We start from the raw sequence: 17,755 nt of genomic DNA on the forward strand, positions 1-17,755 counted from the left end.
GAATATTTTGTGTCTTTTTTGGAAAGTATTTGATATAATAATTGTAAGAAGAAAAAGAATAGGAGGCGACTAAAATGAGAAGATTCTTACAGTTTTACTTTATGTTTAGTTCTCTGTTCTGTTTTGGAAGCGTTTTCGTCCTACTTATGTCTCAAGAATATTATTTTGCACCGTTATTCCTCACACTGGGCTGTTTAAATATTTTTCTCTTTAAAGTATATATTCAAGAAAGTCGAAAAGATAAACAAGCTGCACCTGAAAAACCTAAACCAACAATTTAACGAACTCGTCTCTCGGCTGAGATGAATGTAAAAGAAGAACCGGTGAATTTTTCACCGGTTCTTCTTTTATGACGTTGAAGCTTTTGGAAACCTATCGTTTGCAATAATCTCACCGGTGCTTTCACTCTTTCCTTCACCGTCATCAATATTTAAAAGCGGGAACAATAACTCTCCTACGTGATAAGCTTCTTCTAAATGCGGATAGCCTGATAAAATAAAAGATTCAATTCCTAAGGCTTCATATTCTTTTATTCGTTTCGCTACATTTTCAGCACTGCCTACTAGTGCAGTTCCTGCACCACCGCGGACGAGTCCTACACCTGCCCATAAGTTAGGGCTAATCGTAAGTTCCTCTCTGGTTCCTCTATGAAGGCTCGCCATTCGCTGCTGCCCGACTGAGTCATACCTAGCAAAAGTACGCTGTGCTGCTTGAATCGTGTCGTCGTCCAAATGCTGAATTAATCGATCGGCTGCTTGCCAAGCTTCTTCTTCCGTTTCCCGTACAATAATATGCAAACGAATCCCAAACTTAACGGTTCTGCCTTCTGCTTCTGCTTGCTTTCTCACAGCCGTTATTTTTTCTCTTACTTGTTCAGGAGGTTCGCCCCACGTTAAATACACGTCAGAATGTTTTGCTGCAACTTTTTGTCCTGCGGGTGAAGATCCGCCAAAATAAATAGGTGGAGAAGGTTTTTGAACAGGTGGATACAACAGCTCACTGTTCTCTACATGAATATGTTTTCCTTCATAATTAACCGTATCTCCAGCCAATAACCCTTTCCACACATCTAAAAATTCATCCGCAGCTTCATAACGTTCATCATGTGATAAGAAAAGGCCATCTCCCGCTAATTCTGCCGGATCTCCTCCTGCTACTACATTAACTAGTAAACGACCGTTTGAAATCCGATCAAGAGTCGAGGTCATGCGCGCTGCCACGGAAGGCGCCATAATGCCGGGACGTACAGCTACTAAAAATTTCAAACGCTCTGTTTCAGGTATAAGTGAAGCAGCCAATAGCCACGGGTCTTCGCATGATTTCCCCGTTGGAATCAAAACTCCTTCAAACCCTAACCGGTCAGCTGCTTGAGCAACTTGCCGAAAATATGAATAGTCTGCTGAACGACCTCCTCGATTTGTCCCTAAATATCTTCCATCTCCATGGGAAGGAATAAACCATAACATTTTCATGATTCAACACTCCTTTTCGTTTGTTCTAGATGATATCCCAGCTCTTTTAATGAACGTTTAATTCTCGCTTCTGCTTCTTCCGCAATAAACTCAATTTCATTTTCTTTCGTATAGGCCACCTCAGAATCAACAATATAAACTCCATGAATAAGAGCAGTAGCTCCTAAAACGGATAAAGTCGGCTTAAATACATAATCAAGAGCCAGTAGGTGAGCAATGGTTCCCCCTGTAGCTATCGGCAGCACGGTTTTATTGTGCAAACCTTTTTCAGGTATTAAATCTAAAAATGTTTTTAAAATTCCTGTGTAGCTAGCTTTATAGATTGGGCTGACAATAATAACGGCATCAGCATCTGCGACTTTCTTTTGAGCTTCTTGAATCGCAGGGCTAGAAAAGTTAGCATATACTAAGTCTTCAGCGGGCAAGTCACGGACATGCACGGTTTTCACTTCATATTTTTCATCTTGTAGATATAATGCAATATACTCGCTTAAAGCAGCTGACCTTGATTGCTTTGAAGGGCTTCCTGTAATAATTGTAACCTGGCTCATTATCATCTCTCCTTTTCACTTATAAAACTGATAGATTTACAAGGATTAATACGTGTATAAATCCTTATTTTATTTTTCACCTGCGTAGCTGTCTCTCCATTTAAGAAGACGCTTTTCTAATACTCGGACAAATGAATCGGTTAATTTGCCTACAACAGCAAAAATGATAATTCCGACAAAAACTACGTCCGTTTGAGAAAACTGTCTAGCATCCATAATCATGTATCCTACACCTTCACTTGCTCCCATTAATTCAGCAACTACCAGTCCGAGCCATGCAATACCTAAAGACAATCGGACACCAAGTAAAATATTAGGAAGAGCAGCTGGTAAAATGAGTTTTGTGATTTGTTTCCATTTACTAAATTGAAGAACACGAGCAACATCAAATAATTTCGAATCAACGCCGCGAATACCTAGATACGTATTAACATAGATTGGGAAAAATGCACCGTTTGCAATTAGCAATATCTTTGAAATTTCACCAAAGCCAAACCATAAGATAAATAAAGGCGCCAATGCAAGGTGAGGAACAGTTCTAAGCATTTGAATAGATGGATCCATATAGTGCTCCGTTTTCTTTGAGAAACCGACAATTACACCAAATAGTAATCCTAGTCCAGCTCCCACGGCAAAACCTATGGCAGCACGCAAAATACTGATTTGAAGATTAGCTCCGAGTTCCCCAGATACGATGAGCTGTTTGAAAGAAAGTACAATATCAACAGGTGTAGGAAGAACAGTTTTGGATACATAGCCCGCAGAACCAATGATTTGCCACACCACGATAAGCAGAAGTGGCATGACAAGAGAACGAAGGAAAATTCCCTGCTTATTTTTCGCTTCTTCCTTTCTTTTTTTCACTTTTTGCAAGTGAGCTGCTGAAGACTGGACATGTCCTGAAACCACAGATGTTTTACTCATTTTCATCACCTCATTTTTCTTTTAATGCTTTTTCAATAAATGAATTATCAACAACATCTCCAGTATCAATTTTCTTTTTAATAACGCCTAAAGATTGTTGAAAATCAGCTGTTCGCTGTTGTTCTGCAATAATTTCTTTAGAGGTTGGGCGATTATAGGCAGGATTATTTTTTAACACTTGTCTTACTACGTCTTTATCTAGATTTTTTTGCTTTGCTAAAATATCCACAGATTCTTCAAAATGTTCGTTTTGCCATTCAAGCGCTTTTTGATAAACTTGTAAAAACTTAACGACTAACTCTGGATGATCTTTTGCAAAGCCTTCTCTTACAATAGTAAAGCCCGGTGAAGCAACCTTTAATGAATCGCCGTCTGCTAAAATACGAGCTTCATTTTTTAAGTTTTGCAGTGAGATAAACGGTTCCCAGATTGACCATGCATCCACTGACCCATTTTCAAATGCTGGCTGAGCTTCGTCTGGCTGAAGCTGAATAATCTTTACATCACTTGGCTTCAACCCATTTTGGTCAAGAGCTCTGTACAATAAATTAAAACCGCTGCTTCCTTTCGCAACCGCGATCTTTTTACCTTTTAAATCTTTTACGCTTTTAATCTTGCTGTTTTTCCCTACTAAAATGGCATTTCCTTTCAACCCGTCGCTGGAATTAGCAATTTCTAAAAACGGAATGTCTGCGCCTTGACCAGAAATAACCGGTGAATTTCCAACTTGGCCGAAATCCAAATGTCCAGATGCTAAACCTTCAAATTGCGGAGGTCCGCTTTGAAACTCTGTCCATTTAACATTTACACCTATTTTTTTAAATTCTTTTTCAAACCATTTTTGGTTTTGTGCCAGCATTAAAGGGCCTAAGCTTTGTTGGATACCAATATTAATCGTAACGTCTTTTGAATCTGCTCCGCTCGCTTTTTCTTTCGTCCCGCACCCAGCCAATGCGAGGACAAGTACAATAGCTGCAGTTAAAAGTAGCTTTTTCATCTGTTCTGTCTCCTTCTCTGTCTTATTGAATCTTTAATGTTCTCCTGCTTCTTCAAATTCTTTCAGTACTTGCTGCCTTAGCTGCTGAAATGGTAACTCTGTCTTTTTTCGCGGATGACTAATTTCTACTGGAACGACCCGGCTAATTTCTCCTGGTCTGGCACTCATAATCACAATTTTAGTCCCCAAGCAAATGGATTCATCTAAATCATGCGTAACAAAAATCATGGTTGTTTTTTCTTTTTTCCATATGTCTAGCAGCACATCTTGCAAATGAGTGCGAGTGAAAGCATCTAATGCACCGAACGGTTCATCTAACAATAAAACCTCTGGATTTCTTAAAAGAGCACGCGCAATAGCAACTCGTTGAGACATCCCTCCAGATAGTTCTCGAGGATAAGCTTTTTCAAATCCTTTCAGCCTGACAATATCAATTAACTCATCTACGCGGTGCCGAACGTTCGAATCTTTCAGCGATAAGTCAGCCGCTATATTTTGCTCCACATTAAGCCATGGGAACAAGCGGTGTTCTTGAAAGATCATTCCCTGTTTAATGCTAGGTCCGGCTATGTGCTTCCCGTTGATTTCAATACGCCCTTCATAATCCATATCAAGTCCTGCAATCATTTTAAGCAGTGTACTTTTTCCGCATCCGCTCGGACCAATAACGGTAATAAATTCACCTTTATTAATCGTAAGATTTACATTTCGCAATGCTTGAGTTACTTGTTCTCCTTTTTGAAATGAGCGGTTAACCGATTGAATCATGACACTCACAGCAATTCCTCCTCCTTGAATTTTCAAATCAAAAGCTCGTTCATCTAAAAACACAAAAGCTCCTACCTGAAAAAGGTAGGAGCTTTCGGTTGACCGATCAGCCCATTGCTATATTTAACTGATTTGTTATTGGATTATTTTGAATTTTATCATATTAATCCGATTTGTCAACTGTGTTTTATATATTTTATCCTTTTGATTCTTGAGGATTTGGCTTTTTCCATTTAAATACCGAGTTTAAAAATCCGTATATATGCTTAGACTCCTTCGTTAACAAAGGGCCAATAATAGCTAAAATCAATACATAAAGCGCGGCGAATGGCTGAAGAATTGCGGATAATCCTCCTTCAATTCCAATGTTAGCCATAATGATCGAAAACTCGCCTCGTGACATAATCGTTAAACCAATGTTAGTAGAAGCCTTGTGTGACAGCCCGCTTTTTCTTCCTGAGATCATACCGGCTGTAAAGTTACCAATAATCGTAAGCGCAACTGCGCCAAGCGCAAGCCAGCCTGCATCCCACAGCGTGAGAGGATCAATACTTAACCCGAAGCTGAAGAAAAAGATAGCTCCAAAGAAATCACGAAACGGTACGACAAGATGTTCAATACGATCGCGATGTTCCGTTTCAGAAAATACAAGGCCAAGCAATAACGCACCAATTGCTTCTGCCACGTGAATTGTTTCTGAGAAGCCTGCCACAAAAAACAATACCGCAAAAACGACGATTATAAAGATTTCGTTTGATGAAATATTTAAAAGTTTATTTAGTAGCGGCGTGGCTTTTCGAGCAATGATAAAGAACAGCATCATATAGCCAAACGCAATTAAAATAGATGTTAAAGATCCAGCAAGCGATCCGTGGTCTCCAAGCACCAACCCTGAAACGACAGAAAGATAAACGGCTAAGAAAATATCTTCAAACATGATGATCCCTAATATCAGTTCCGTTTCTGGATTCGCTGTCCGTTTTAAATCAACCAATACTTTTGCGACAATTGCGCTGGACGAAATCGTAATAATTCCAGCGATAATCAGCACTTCAAGAAGAGGATTTCCTGTCAGGTATCCATACAATAATCCTAAAGTGAAGTTAATTAAAATATAAATAGATCCTCCCATCGCGATGGACCTGCCTGATTTAATTAGCTTTCCAACTGAAAATTCTAATCCTAAATAAAAGAGTAAAAAGAGAACTCCAATTCTCCCCATGAATTCAATAATCTCTTGGCTTTCAATAAACTTCAAACTGAATGAGCCAAACTCGGGAGCATGGGGACCGACCGCCATGCCCAGCAGAATGAGGAATGGAATAATCGTAAATTTAAATTTATGTGCTAGTATAGCCGCTAAAGCCACTAGTAACAAAGCTGTCCCAACTTCAAATACTAAATGATCCAATTATGAACTACCTCCTTGTGAAAGCAATTCTTTAATGAGCGTTTTTAAATTTCCTCTTTCACCAGAGATGACAAGCGTATCTCCTTCTTCAATTAACGTATCTGGTCCTGGGGTGGATAATTTTTTTTGCGTGTTTTTAATGACGGCGATGATAGTGACATCATAGTTGCTGCGAACGTCAATTTCACCAATCGTTTTACTGTGAGCTTTCGCTTGTTTTTCAACTTTGTACCATTCAATCACTAAGTCATTGAATGCCACTTCAATGGTTTCCATTGCTTTTGGCTTGTAAATCATGCCGCCTAAAATTGCAGCTAGCTGTCTTGATTCCGTATCTGTTAACGTAATGTCAAAAATGCTTTCTTCTAAATCTTTTTGATCGAAGTGGTAGATTTCACGTCGTCCATCATCATGAATGATAACGACTACACGGTTTCCTCCGTTTGTCTCAATTTCAAATTTACGGCCGATTCCTGGTAACTCCGTTTCTTTAATCATCATTGAATGATCACTCCTATAAAGTTTTTAAAAAGAATTTTTAAATTTTGCCGCGTTATTTGCATAGAAAATCCGCATAGCAAATAAGCCTAAGAATAGTTGGTAATTTTAGGTTTGAAGAAAAGGCTGTGGAAATTTCAACCTTTTTTATTTAATTGAGGTAACTTGATTGAAAGATTTTTGGATAAAAAAGTGTTTTCTTGAGGATAAAATACGCAATTTGATGCGTCGGAATGATGAGTTTGGCACTCGTCCATACTAAAGCAAAAGTTACTATCACGCTTTGTATGAGGGATCCTATTTGTTTAACGCTGTGCTTAGCTCCTGGAGACATGTGCACAATATCCGTGTAATGCTGAACCGAACTTTTTGTGACCTTCACTTTTTCAAAGTCGTTATCAATAAATTTATCTGACAAACTCGCAAAAGGCAAACAGAATATCATGCATAACAATAAGCTCATCCATACATTTTTCATCATCTCACCTCTCTTTCTTCTGAACTAGTATCTCCTTACTTAAAAGTATACGTACTCTGAAATTCAATTTCAAGCAATAAGTTTTTTTTATAAAGATTTACCTTTTTTATAATATTTTCTTAACGTCATTCTTTTTAGATATGTATGCGACACTTAAAAAAATATACAAAAAGCTGGCTTTCTAAGAAGAAAGCCAGCTCATGTTATAGTTCAAGTTCTCCCATTCGAAGGAGTTCTACGACTGCTTGAGAACGCCCCTTGACTCCAAGCTTTTGCATCGCATTAGAAATATGATTTCGAACTGTTTTTTCGCTAATGAATAGTTCACTCGCGATTTCTTTTGTTGTTTTGTCCTGTACTAAAAGCTCGAATACTTCTCGTTCACGCTTTGTAAGTAGCGGTTTAGGTTGAAACTCTTTTTCTTTCAATGTAACCCTCCTTGCCTGATCCTGAGTTGAACTATCGGATGGGTGTAAATTTAGTCAACATATCTTATGTGCGGTATGCCTACGCGGTTACTAGTTTTAGAAAAAATATGCAAAAAACTCTTTTTTACCTTTAAAAAAGAAAAAAGCCTGAAGAAAGAGCCTTCAAGCCATTTTCATATATTTGATAAACACCTTTTCATCTCTTCATTCCAAGGCACGCTTTTTCCCGTTTCTTTAGAAATTTGCACCATTGTTCCTCTCCCGGTGAGTACAACCTCTCTTTGCTCATTTTGAATCATATAGTGTAAATCAACCGACGAACGTCCAATTCTATGAGCTTTTACAAAAACAGATAGCACGTTGCCAAAATACACTTGTTTGATATAATCGCACTGCAAATCAGCCACCACCGGTATCGTTCCCTCATGCTCACTCGTCCACTTTTGCATAAAGCCAATACGGTGAAAGAATTCCGTACGTATTTGTTCAAAATAAACAAAAGGAACCGTATTATTTAAATGCCCAAACATATCTGTTTCCGAAAATCTTACCTTGATCTCCTGCTTAAACGAAAATGACTCTTTCCAATGATCCATGTCTTCAATATACGAAATATTATTCATCTGTATTTCCTCCATTCGTCATAGACAAAATAAAACCTCTCCGCGTGGAGAGGTTTTGAGTGATTATACTTGATCGCTACCAAAGAAACTTCTGAATGCTTGAATTGTTGTATCGCGGTTCAAAGCTGCGATTGAAGTAGTCAATGGAATTCCTTTTGGACATGATTGAACGCAGTTTTGAGAGTTCCCGCAGTTCGCTAGTCCTCCATCACCCATAATCGTCTCTAAACGTTCTCCTTTATTTAACGCACCGGTTGGATGGGCATTAAACAAGCGAACTTGAGAAAGCGGTGCTGGACCGATGAAGTTTGACTTGTCGTTTACGTTTGGACAAGCTTCTAAGCAAACGCCACATGTCATACACTTGGATAACTCATACGCCCACTGACGTTTCTTTTCAGGCATACGCGGTCCTGGACCTAAATCGTATGTGCCATCGATTGGAACCCAGGCTTTTACTTTTTTTAGTGAATCAAACATACGGCTGCGGTCTACTTGCAAGTCACGAACCACAGGAAATGTTTTCATTGGCTGTAAGCGAATTGGCTGTTCTAGTTTATCAACAAGAGCCGTACATGACTGACGAGGTTTACCGTTGATGACCATTGAACAGGCTCCGCATACTTCCTCTAAACAGTTCATTTCCCAGTTTATCGGAGCAACCTCTTTACCTGAAGCATCAACAGGGTTACGTCTGATTTCCATCAGTGCTGAAATAACGTTCATATTCGGACGATACGGAATTTCAAACTCCTGATTGTAAGGAGCAGATTCAGCTGAATCTTGACGTGTAATAATGAAGCGCACTGTCTTTTGGACTGTTTGTTGTTCACTCATTGATTAACGAACCCCCTCTTGTTGTTTTTTTGGTTTTTCATCTTTTTTCTTTGTGTAGTCGCGCTTACGCGGTTTGATTAACGATACGTCTACCTCTTCATAATGGAAAGAAGGAGCCGTTTTCTTATCCACAAAAGATGCCATTGTTGTTTTTAAGAATTCTTCATCGTTACGATCTGGGAAATCTGGCTTATAATGAGCACCGCGACTTTCGTTACGGTTGTAAGCTCCTAGCGTTACAACACGTGAAAGCTGAAGCATGTTTTGCAGCTGACGAGTAAATGTTGCCGCTTGATTACTCCATTTAGCCGTATCATTAATGTTAATACGATCATAGCGTTCAATTAATTCTTGAATCTTTTCATCTGTTTTTAACAGTTTGTCATTGTATCGTACGACTGTCACGTTGTCAGTCATCCATTCCCCTAGCTCTTTATGAAGAACGTATGCATTTTCTGTACCTTGAAGATTCATGATATTGTTCCATTTCTCTTCTTCTTCTTTCACATGACGATCATATACGCTTGAAGAAATAGCATCTGCGCTCTTTTCTAAACCATTGATGTATTCAACCGCTTTAGGACCGGCAACCATACCACCATAAATAGCTGATAATAATGAGTTTGCTCCTAAACGGTTCGCTCCGTGCTGTGAATAATCACACTCACCAGCTGCGAATAAGCCAGGAATATTTGTCATTTGATCGTAATCCACCCATAAACCGCCCATTGAATAGTGTACGGCTGGGAAAATTTTCATTGGTACCTTGCGCGGATCATCGCCCATGAATTTTTCATAGATTTCGATGATACCTCCAAGTTTAATGTCTAGCTCTTTTGGATCTTTATGTGAAAGGTCCAGATAAACCATGTTCTCTCCGTTAATTCCTAACTTCTGCGCTACGCAGACGTCAAAAATTTCACGAGTTGCAATATCACGAGGTACTAAGTTACCGTATGCAGGATATTTTTCCTCTAAGAAATACCAAGGTTTACCGTCTTTATATGTCCAAACGCGTCCGCCTTCTCCACGAGCAGATTCACTCATAAGACGAAGCTTATCATCTCCTGGGATAGCAGTTGGATGAATTTGAATAAACTCTCCGTTTGAATAGTATGCACCTTGCTGATACACAATAGATGCCGCTGAACCTGTATTAATAACTGAGTTCGTCGATTTTCCAAAAACAATTCCAGGTCCACCTGTAGCCATAATAACCGCGTCAGCTGGGAACGTTTTAATTTCCATTGATTTTAAATTCTGTGCAGAAATTCCGCGACAGCTGCGCTCATCGTCAAGAACAGCACCTAAGAATTCCCATCCTTCGTACTTTGTCACAAGTCCGGCAACTTCATAGCGACGAACCTGCTCATCTAATGCGTACAATAATTGTTGACCCGTTGTTGCTCCAGCAAAAGCCGTACGGTGATGCTGCGTCCCGCCAAATCGTCTGAAGTCTAACAAACCCTCAGGAGTACGGTTAAACATAACACCCATGCGGTCAAGTAAGTGAATAATGCCAGGAGCTGCTTCACACATTGCTTTTACAGGTGGCTGGTTGGCTAAAAAGTCTCCGCCGTACACTGTGTCATCAAAGTGTTCCCATGGTGAATCCCCTTCACCTTTCGTATTTACGGCTCCGTTGATTCCACCTTGCGCGCAAACTGAGTGAGATCTTTTTACCGGAACTAGTGAAAATAAATCTACTTGCTTGCCAGACTCAGCAATTTTTATTGTTGCCATCAAGCCAGCTAAACCGCCACCGACTACGATGATTTTTCCGTTACTCATCGGAACCCCACTCCTTCAAAACCTTAATTTTATGCAAATGCGAATAATGTACGAACACCTACAAATGTAAGTGCTAAGAAGATTGCTAATGTCACATAAGTTGAAATTCTTTGAGAACGTGGTGTTACAGTTAACCCCCAGCTAACTCCAAATGACCATAGACCGTTTGCAAAGTGGAAGATCGTAGATACAACACCAACTATGTAGAATGCAAGCATTGCCGGGTTGCTTAAAATTCGTTCCATCATTTGAAAATCTACTTCTTTTCCAAGCGCAGCTTGTATTCTGGTTTCCCATACGTGCCATGTGATGAAGATAAGTGTGATTACACCTGAAACACGCTGAAGGATAAACATCCAGTTACGGAAAAACCCATAGTTGTTAACGTTTGTTTTAGCAGTGAATGCGATGTAAAGACCGTATATTGCGTGAAAAACGATTGGTAAGAAAATAATGAAAATTTCTAGAGCATAGCGGAAAGGTAAGCTCTCCATGAAGTGAGCTGCTTGATTAAATGATTCTTCTCCCTTTGTCGCGAAATGATTCACAACTAAATGCTGTGTTAAGAAAATCCCGATTGGTATTACCCCAAGTAATGAATGGATTCTCCGATATTGAAACTCTCTGTTTGCCGCCATCTGCGTAGACCCCCCTTAGTTAAATGAACATAGTTTGTGAAGAACTTTCTTACTCCCACTAGACAAATAGATTAATCGTGAATATAGGAAATGAAAACCTTTGCATTTCCTAATAAAGTATGTGACAGGTTAATTTTACTCCCATCGATTAAGAGCGTCAAGGCAAGATATTTAAATCTTCTATAAAATATAAATTTATAAAATTTTATATTTGTTAACGCTTACTATATTGATGTTACAGATTTTTTCTTTCTATTATAATATTGCTTGCCACAACTAAGTAAGCGTTTACTTTATACTTTTATTGTAAACAAGTTCACAAAACATTTACACAGGTAAAAGTACCCTTTTAAAAGGTATATTATGGATTTTTTATCTTTACATCTAACTCTTTTTACCATAATAAAGATCCTCTTACATTTTATTAAAAAAATGCGTGAGAGGTTTTTTAGATTTGTATATAATAGTAGTAAAGAAAGAGGGGAAAGCATGAGCAATTTACAAACAGAATCACAGCAAGAACTTGAAGAGACGATGGAAACATCAGAACCTAATGTCACAGCTGAAACAGAGAGAAATCTTGATCACGTTTCATATTTCGGATACAGCCTTTTGCGTGACGTGTTAATTCCAGAGCTTCTTGGAGACGAAACGAATACCATTTCATACTGGGCAGGAAAACACCTTGCGCGGAAATACCCATTAAATACAATGGATGAAATCGTCGCTTTTTTTAAAGCAGCTTCCTGGGGAACACTGACGCTTGCAAAAAAAGATAAATATTCACTAGAGCTTGAGTTATCAGGTGATGTGGTCAGCAAAAGATTTCAGCAGGAAACTTGTTCGTTTCATCTTGAGTCAGGATTTGTGGCTGAACAGATTCAGCGGCAAAACAACTGCCTAACAGAAGCCTACTTAACACATAAAGAAAAGAACGGAAAAGTGCTGATTTCCGTGCAGTGGGACCGAAAAGATATTTTACCTACCGAAACACGCGCGGAGCGTTATAAAAAGTAAAAAATACGTATATATAAAAGACGTGGAGATACCACGTCTTTTTTCTCTTCTTTATACTTGCACTGCCTGCTGTTCTTCTAGTTCGAATGCTACGTGAAGCGTCTCAACTGCTTTTACCATATCAGCATGCGGTACAACTGTAGATACTTTAATTTCAGACGTGCTGACCATCTTCACTTCAATTTTCTCTCCTGCCAGCACTTCAAACATTTCAGCTGCAACACCTGGGTTTGAAATCATACCAGATCCGACAATCGACACTTTAGCCAGACCGCTTTCATGTTCGATACGCGTATATCCTAAAGTAGATTTATATTCTTTTAAGACAGCAAGAGCAGCTTCTACGTCTACGGTTTTAATAGAAAATGAGATGGATAGACGATTATTAGCCGTTACGTTTTGAATAATAATGTCCACATTTAACTGTTCTTTTGCTAATGCTGTAAAAATAGTAGAAAGAGTTTGCAACTCGTTGTTTAACCCTTCAATTGTCACGCGTGAAATATTATCTTCAAACGCAATTCCTCTTACGACTAAGTTTTGTTCCATTGAAACTTCCTCCTCAACAATCGTTCCATTCTCGTTTTCTAAGCTTGAACGCACTTCTAGCGGTACCTGATAATTTTTTGCAAACTCAACAGCGCGCGGATGCAGCACCCCTGCTCCCAAATTAGCTAATTCTAACATTTCGTCATATGAAATAGAGTGAAGCTTACGGGCATCTTCTACATAGCGCGGATCTGTCGTAAACACTCCTGTTACATCTGTATAAATATCACATTTTGCAGCTTTTAGCGCCGCGGCAAGAGCTACTGCCGTCGTGTCAGAGCCGCCTCGACCTAATGTTGTAATGCTTCCATCTTCTGAACAGCCTTGGAATCCAGCTACTACTACAATTCGTCCGCTATCTAACTGACGTTGAATACGAGTTGTATCAATGTGCTGGATTCGTGCATTGCTATGAACTGCTTCCGTCTGGATGCCAGCTTGCCAACCTGTTAGCGAAGTTGCTTCATACCCTTTGCATTGAAGGGCCATTGTTAACAGGGAAATCGTCACTTGTTCTCCAGTTGTAAGAAGCATATCCATTTCGCGTTTGCTTGGACTGTCCGTAATATCACTTGCTAATTTCACCAGTGCATCTGTGGTTTTGCCCATTGCCGATACAACAACGACTACTTGGTTACCGCGCTCTGCTTCTTGAATAACTCGGTTTGCTACATGTTGAATACGTTCAACAGAACCAACAGATGTTCCACCAAATTTTTGAACGATTAATGCCATAATTTTGTTCATTCCTTTTCAATAAATTTGCATATGCAGGATGATGAGAAGCTAAATTTTTTTACTCAGACAATAAAAAAAGCAATGAGATGAGCTCTCATTGCTTAACGAACGAAAATTATAAAACATAACCGTCCACTGCCGTGAGATAGCTCTCCAAGAATCTACATCTTGACAATCCTACGTTTATTCAACGCAGAACCAGCAATCATTACTATGAGGTAATGTTCACTTCGGCAAATTTCCCTTTCCGCATCATTCATAAGGGCTCATACCCTTCCTGATACGTACTGATTAAATTTGCACCTCTATCTTCACTTCATTTGATGAAGTGTCGTATGAAATTAGTTAATAGCTTATCAAACATTTTCTATTATTTCAAGACTATTTTTGCAATGTTTCATAAATTTTTTCAGCAATGTTTTGAGGAACACCTGAATTTCGAATATCTTCAACCGTTGCTTCTTTCAATTTTTTCACCGAACCAAAATACTTTAACAAAGCTTTTTTACGCTTTTCTCCCACTCCCGGAATGTCGTCCAGAACAGACTGAAAAGCGGACTTAGAGCGCACTTGACGGTGGAAGGTAATCGCAAAGCGGTGAACTTCATCTTGAATTCGCTGAAGCAAATAAAATTCTTGACTATTGCGTTCAAGCGGTATGATTTGAGGAGGCTCGCCAATCATCAGATTCGAAGTTCTGTGCTTATCATCTTTGACAAGACCTGCTGTAGGCACTAAAAGTCCCAATTCATTTTCGAGAACATCCTGCACCGCAGCCAAATGCCCTTTACCTCCATCTACAACAATTAAATCTGGAAGCGGAAGATCTTCTTTTAATGCTCTGGAATACCTTCTGCGAACCACTTCTCTCATGGAACTGTAATCATCTGGTCCCTGCACGGTCTTAATTTTATATTTACGATATTCTTTCTTTTCCGGCTTCCCATCAACAAAAACAATCATCGCAGAAACTGGGTCTGTTCCTTGAATATTTGAATTATCAAATGCTTCAATCCGATAAGGAGCGGCAATTCCAAGCTCTTCTCCTAACCGTTCAACTGCGCCAACCGTGCGTTCTTCATCTCGTTCAATTAAATAGAATTTTTCACCGAGCGCAATTTTTGCATTTTTACACGCAAGTTCTACTAATTCTTTCTTTTTGCCTCGCTTTGGATGCTGAACCTCTACTTCTACTAATTTCTCAGCCAACTCTGCATCAATCGTTGCTGGAACCATCACTTCTTTTGGCTTAATATTTTTGGCATAAAACTGACCGATAAAAGTTAAGAAATCTTCTTCTGGCTCTTTATAAAAAGGAAACATAGAAACTTCTCGCTCAATTAATTTCCCTTGGCGAATAAAGAAAACTTGAACACACATCCAGCCTTTATCATAAGAATAGCCAAACACATCTCGATTAACAAAATCATTAAACGTTACTTTTTGCTTTTCCATTGTCGCTTCGATATGAGCAATTTGATCTCGATATTCTTTAGCCCGTTCAAAGTCAAGTTCTTCTGAAGCTTTTAACATTTTTTCAGTTAACTCTGTTTTGACATGCTCATATCCACCATTTAAAAACCGCGTGATATTTTCAATAATTTGTTTGTTTTGCTCTTCTTTTACTTCTTTTACGCAAGGAGCTAGGCATTGCCCGATATGGTAATACAAACAAGGTCTGTCTGGCATGGTAGAGCACTTTCTTAATGGATAAATGCGATCAAGAAGCCGCTTTGTTTCATTTGCAGCTTGAACGTTAGGATAAGGACCGAAGTATTTCCCTTTATCTTTTTTTATTTTTCTTGTAATAACAAGTCGGGGCTGTTTTTCAGCTGTAATCTTAATAAAGGGATAACCCTTATCATCTTTAAGCATGATATTGTATTTTGGATCATGCTTTTTAATTAAATTCATTTCTAAAATAAGCGCTTCTAAATTAGAAGATGTGACGATATATTCAAAATCGACAATGTCGTTTACAAGTCGAAGCGTCTTTCCGTCATGAGATCCGGTAAAGTAGGAGCGCACTCGATTTTTTAATACTTTTGCTTTTCCTACGTAAATGACCGTTCCATATTTATCTTTCATCAAGTAGCAGCCGGGCTGATCCGGTAAAATAGCCAGCTTTTCTTTTAAATAATCGTTCATATTTTTCTCCTTCCTCTTCTCTTACTCTGTCCATCTATACATTCGCTTATGAAGCGTAACCTACATTCTTTCCTGCCTTACAATACATGCACATAAGCCGGATTTATGGCGATGTTCCTTACATCTAGTATAAAACAAACGAACGCATATTCGCTAAATAAAAGTATTCCCAAAAGAGAAAAAGTGGAGAAAAAGAAAAAACCTAGCCTGAGCTAGGTTTTGACTTACGCGTGTTTATTAATTAATTCTGTTAATGCTTCTTTTGGTTGGAAACCAACTACTTGGTCAACTTTCTCTCCATCTTTAAATAATACTAAAGTTGGGATACTCATAACACCAAATTTTCCAGCCGTTTCTTGATTTTCATCAACGTCTACTTTCACGATTTTAACTTTATCGTTAAGTTCGCCATCGATTTCTTCAAGAACTGGAGCAATCATTTTACAAGGGCCACACCATGGTGCCCAAAAGTCAACAAGCACTAGGCCTGATTTAATTTCATCTGTAAAGTTTTTATCTGTAGCATGTGCAATAGCCATTTTAATTCCTCCTAAATATATGCAATATCCAAATTCTACTCACAGTATATCACCTTCAAATAAGGTTTGCTAACTTTTTGCTTACATTTATACTGTTTATTCTCCGCTCTAGTTTGTACAATTCACATAAAAACATACGTAGAAAATTTCGTTTTCCATGAGGTTGAGACATAAGGAAATGAATCCCATCTAAAGACGAACAAATAGTATACAAGAGCTGAACTGCTAGAAAGACCCACACACATGAAAGCTACGCTTACCCTAACAAAAAAACGAACCACTAATCAAACATCTTGATCAATGGTTCGTTTTTCACTTCGTCTAAAATACTTTTGTCCCAGCCTCTTACGCAGACTGTACTTTCAGCTTTTTAAATTCTTCCGTTAGCAGAGGCACCACTTCAAATAAATCTCCAACGATTCCGTAATCAGCTACTTTAAAAATATTCGCCTCAGGATCTTTGTTAATGGCAACAATAATTTTTGAATTTGACATGCCGGCCAAATGCTGAATGGCTCCTGAGATTCCGCAGGCAATGTATAAATCTGGTGTGACTACTTTGCCCGTCTGACCGATCTGAAGAGAATAGTCGCAGTAATCTGCATCGCACGCTCCGCGAGATGCCCCAACAGCTCCATTTAACACGTCCGCTAGCTCTTGGAGAGGTCCAAAACCTTCCGTGCTTTTTACACCTCGACCACCTGCAATCACGACTTTTGCTTCGGATAAATCAACTCCTTGCGTTGCTTTCCGTACAACTTCTTTTACAACTGTACGCAGGTTTTTGATTTCAACATTTAAATCCTCTACATCGCCTGTACGTCCCTCGTCTTTTGCAAGCGGTGAAATATTATTTGGACGAATCGTGACAAACGTAAAAGCATCGATCATGATTTTCTTTTCAAATGCTTTACCAGAATAAATTGGGCGGGTGAAGACTACTTGATCCCCTCCAACTTCTACATCCGTCACATCGGAGATAAGTCCTTTGTCTAAGCGAGCTGCCAGTTTTGGCGCTAGGTCTTTGCCAAGAGCCGTATGGCCAAATACGATAGCTTCAGGCTGTTCACTTTCAATGATGGCTAATAACGCCTGAGCATAACCATCCGATGTGTAAGCAGCTAAATCTTCATGCTCCGTCACAACAACTTTATTCGCTCCGTACGCAATAAGCTCTTCACTTAAAGCTTTTACTTCCTTTCCTACTAACGCTGCAACAATTTCCCCACCATCAGCTACAGTAGACGCTGCGGAAATCGCTTCAAACGATACGTTTCGTAATCCCCCATCACGTGCTTCTCCTAGAACTAACACTTTGCGTCCCATTGCAATACCCCCATTGTTTTGA

General features: G+C 39.0%; 19 protein-coding genes and 1 riboswitch. Of the genes, 2 read left to right on the top strand and 17 right to left on the bottom strand.

Annotated elements, in window-relative coordinates:
- The first annotated feature begins 74 nt into the window (after nucleotides 1-74).
- Nucleotides 75-281 (top strand): hypothetical protein, encoded by a 207-nt coding sequence (locus MKY06_RS24000; protein ID WP_013059387.1) that lies wholly within the window; start codon nucleotides 75-77, stop codon nucleotides 279-281.
- Nucleotides 282-347: 66 nt separating this feature from the next.
- On the opposite strand, the gene ssuD is transcribed toward MKY06_RS24000, so the two are convergent.
- The 13 genes from ssuD to MKY06_RS24065 form a co-directional block, all read right to left on the bottom strand.
- Nucleotides 348-1,472, bottom strand: a complete 1,125-nt coding sequence (gene ssuD, locus MKY06_RS24005) for an FMNH2-dependent alkanesulfonate monooxygenase (RefSeq protein ID WP_013059388.1) — start codon at nucleotides 1,470-1,472, stop codon at nucleotides 348-350.
- Nucleotides 1,469-2,023 (bottom strand): NADPH-dependent FMN reductase, encoded by a 555-nt coding sequence (ssuE, locus tag MKY06_RS24010; protein ID WP_025601445.1) that lies wholly within the window; start codon nucleotides 2,021-2,023, stop codon nucleotides 1,469-1,471. Before ssuE ends, ssuD begins: the two co-directional genes overlap by 4 nt.
- 69 nt (nucleotides 2,024-2,092) lie before the next feature.
- A complete protein-coding gene (locus tag MKY06_RS24015) occupies nucleotides 2,093-2,827 on the bottom strand; it encodes an ABC transporter permease (protein ID WP_370506076.1) in 735 nt (244 codons plus the stop codon).
- Nucleotides 2,828-2,957: 130 nt separating this feature from the next.
- Nucleotides 2,958-3,944: an aliphatic sulfonate ABC transporter substrate-binding protein gene (locus MKY06_RS24020; protein WP_013059391.1), complete on the bottom strand. Its 987-nt coding sequence runs from the start codon at nucleotides 3,942-3,944 to the stop codon at nucleotides 2,958-2,960.
- A gap of 33 nt (nucleotides 3,945-3,977) precedes the next feature.
- Nucleotides 3,978-4,721 carry an ABC transporter ATP-binding protein gene (locus tag MKY06_RS24025; RefSeq protein ID WP_013059392.1) on the bottom strand — a complete coding sequence of 248 codons (744 nt, stop codon included), beginning with the start codon at nucleotides 4,719-4,721 and terminating at the stop codon, nucleotides 3,978-3,980.
- 187 nt (nucleotides 4,722-4,908) lie between these two features.
- Nucleotides 4,909-6,123 (bottom strand): cation:proton antiporter, encoded by a 1,215-nt coding sequence (locus MKY06_RS24030; RefSeq protein ID WP_025601840.1) that lies wholly within the window; start codon nucleotides 6,121-6,123, stop codon nucleotides 4,909-4,911.
- Nucleotides 6,124-6,624 carry a cation:proton antiporter regulatory subunit gene (locus MKY06_RS24035; protein ID WP_013059394.1) on the bottom strand — a complete coding sequence of 167 codons (501 nt, stop codon included), beginning with the start codon at nucleotides 6,622-6,624 and terminating at the stop codon, nucleotides 6,124-6,126. It abuts the gene before it with no gap.
- 148 nt (nucleotides 6,625-6,772) lie between these two features.
- On the bottom strand, nucleotides 6,773-7,099 hold the full coding sequence (locus MKY06_RS24040) for a hypothetical protein (protein WP_340961449.1): 327 nt from the start codon (nucleotides 7,097-7,099) through the stop codon (nucleotides 6,773-6,775).
- A 203-nt stretch (nucleotides 7,100-7,302) separates the two neighbouring features.
- Entirely contained in the window at nucleotides 7,303-7,527 is a 225-nt protein-coding gene (gerE, locus tag MKY06_RS24045; RefSeq protein ID WP_013059396.1) for a spore germination transcription factor GerE, read from the bottom strand.
- 173 nt (nucleotides 7,528-7,700) lie between these two features.
- Complete coding sequence (locus tag MKY06_RS24050) at nucleotides 7,701-8,150, bottom strand: acyl-CoA thioesterase (RefSeq protein WP_013059397.1); 450 nt, start codon at nucleotides 8,148-8,150, stop codon at nucleotides 7,701-7,703.
- 63 nt (nucleotides 8,151-8,213) lie between these two features.
- The gene (gene sdhB / locus MKY06_RS24055) at nucleotides 8,214-8,987 is read right to left on the bottom strand and encodes a succinate dehydrogenase iron-sulfur subunit (RefSeq protein ID WP_013059398.1); all 774 of its coding nucleotides are present in this window, start codon (nucleotides 8,985-8,987) and stop codon (nucleotides 8,214-8,216) included.
- 3 nt (nucleotides 8,988-8,990) lie between these two features.
- Nucleotides 8,991-10,778: a succinate dehydrogenase flavoprotein subunit gene (gene sdhA, locus MKY06_RS24060; protein WP_013059399.1), complete on the bottom strand. Its 1,788-nt coding sequence runs from the start codon at nucleotides 10,776-10,778 to the stop codon at nucleotides 8,991-8,993.
- A gap of 29 nt (nucleotides 10,779-10,807) precedes the next feature.
- The gene (locus MKY06_RS24065) at nucleotides 10,808-11,416 is read right to left on the bottom strand and encodes a succinate dehydrogenase cytochrome b558 subunit (RefSeq protein ID WP_013059400.1); all 609 of its coding nucleotides are present in this window, start codon (nucleotides 11,414-11,416) and stop codon (nucleotides 10,808-10,810) included.
- 489 nt (nucleotides 11,417-11,905) lie between these two features.
- Here MKY06_RS24065 and MKY06_RS24070 point away from each other — a divergent pair, with 489 nt between their 5' ends.
- A complete protein-coding gene (locus MKY06_RS24070; protein ID WP_025601736.1) occupies nucleotides 11,906-12,433 on the top strand; it encodes a YslB family protein in 528 nt (175 codons plus the stop codon).
- A 51-nt stretch (nucleotides 12,434-12,484) separates the two neighbouring features.
- On the opposite strand, the gene MKY06_RS24075 is transcribed toward MKY06_RS24070, so the two are convergent.
- From MKY06_RS24075 to MKY06_RS24090, 4 genes are all read right to left on the bottom strand, one after another.
- Nucleotides 12,485-13,717: an aspartate kinase gene (locus MKY06_RS24075; RefSeq protein WP_013059402.1), complete on the bottom strand. Its 1,233-nt coding sequence runs from the start codon at nucleotides 13,715-13,717 to the stop codon at nucleotides 12,485-12,487.
- Nucleotides 13,718-13,858: 141 nt separating this feature from the next.
- A riboswitch (Lysine riboswitch) is annotated at nucleotides 13,859-14,036 on the bottom strand.
- A gap of 65 nt (nucleotides 14,037-14,101) precedes the next feature.
- Nucleotides 14,102-15,868: an excinuclease ABC subunit UvrC gene (uvrC, locus tag MKY06_RS24080; RefSeq protein WP_064472163.1), complete on the bottom strand. Its 1,767-nt coding sequence runs from the start codon at nucleotides 15,866-15,868 to the stop codon at nucleotides 14,102-14,104.
- Nucleotides 15,869-16,092: 224 nt separating this feature from the next.
- On the bottom strand, nucleotides 16,093-16,407 hold the full coding sequence (trxA, locus tag MKY06_RS24085; protein WP_013059404.1) for a thioredoxin: 315 nt from the start codon (nucleotides 16,405-16,407) through the stop codon (nucleotides 16,093-16,095).
- A 345-nt stretch (nucleotides 16,408-16,752) separates the two neighbouring features.
- Complete coding sequence (locus MKY06_RS24090; RefSeq protein WP_025601738.1) at nucleotides 16,753-17,733, bottom strand: electron transfer flavoprotein subunit alpha/FixB family protein; 981 nt, start codon at nucleotides 17,731-17,733, stop codon at nucleotides 16,753-16,755.
- Nucleotides 17,734-17,755: the final 22 nt, after the last annotated feature.

It is taken from the genome of Priestia sp. FSL P4-0332 (assembly GCF_038005845.1).
Lineage (GTDB): Bacteria > Bacillota > Bacilli > Bacillales > Bacillaceae_H > Priestia.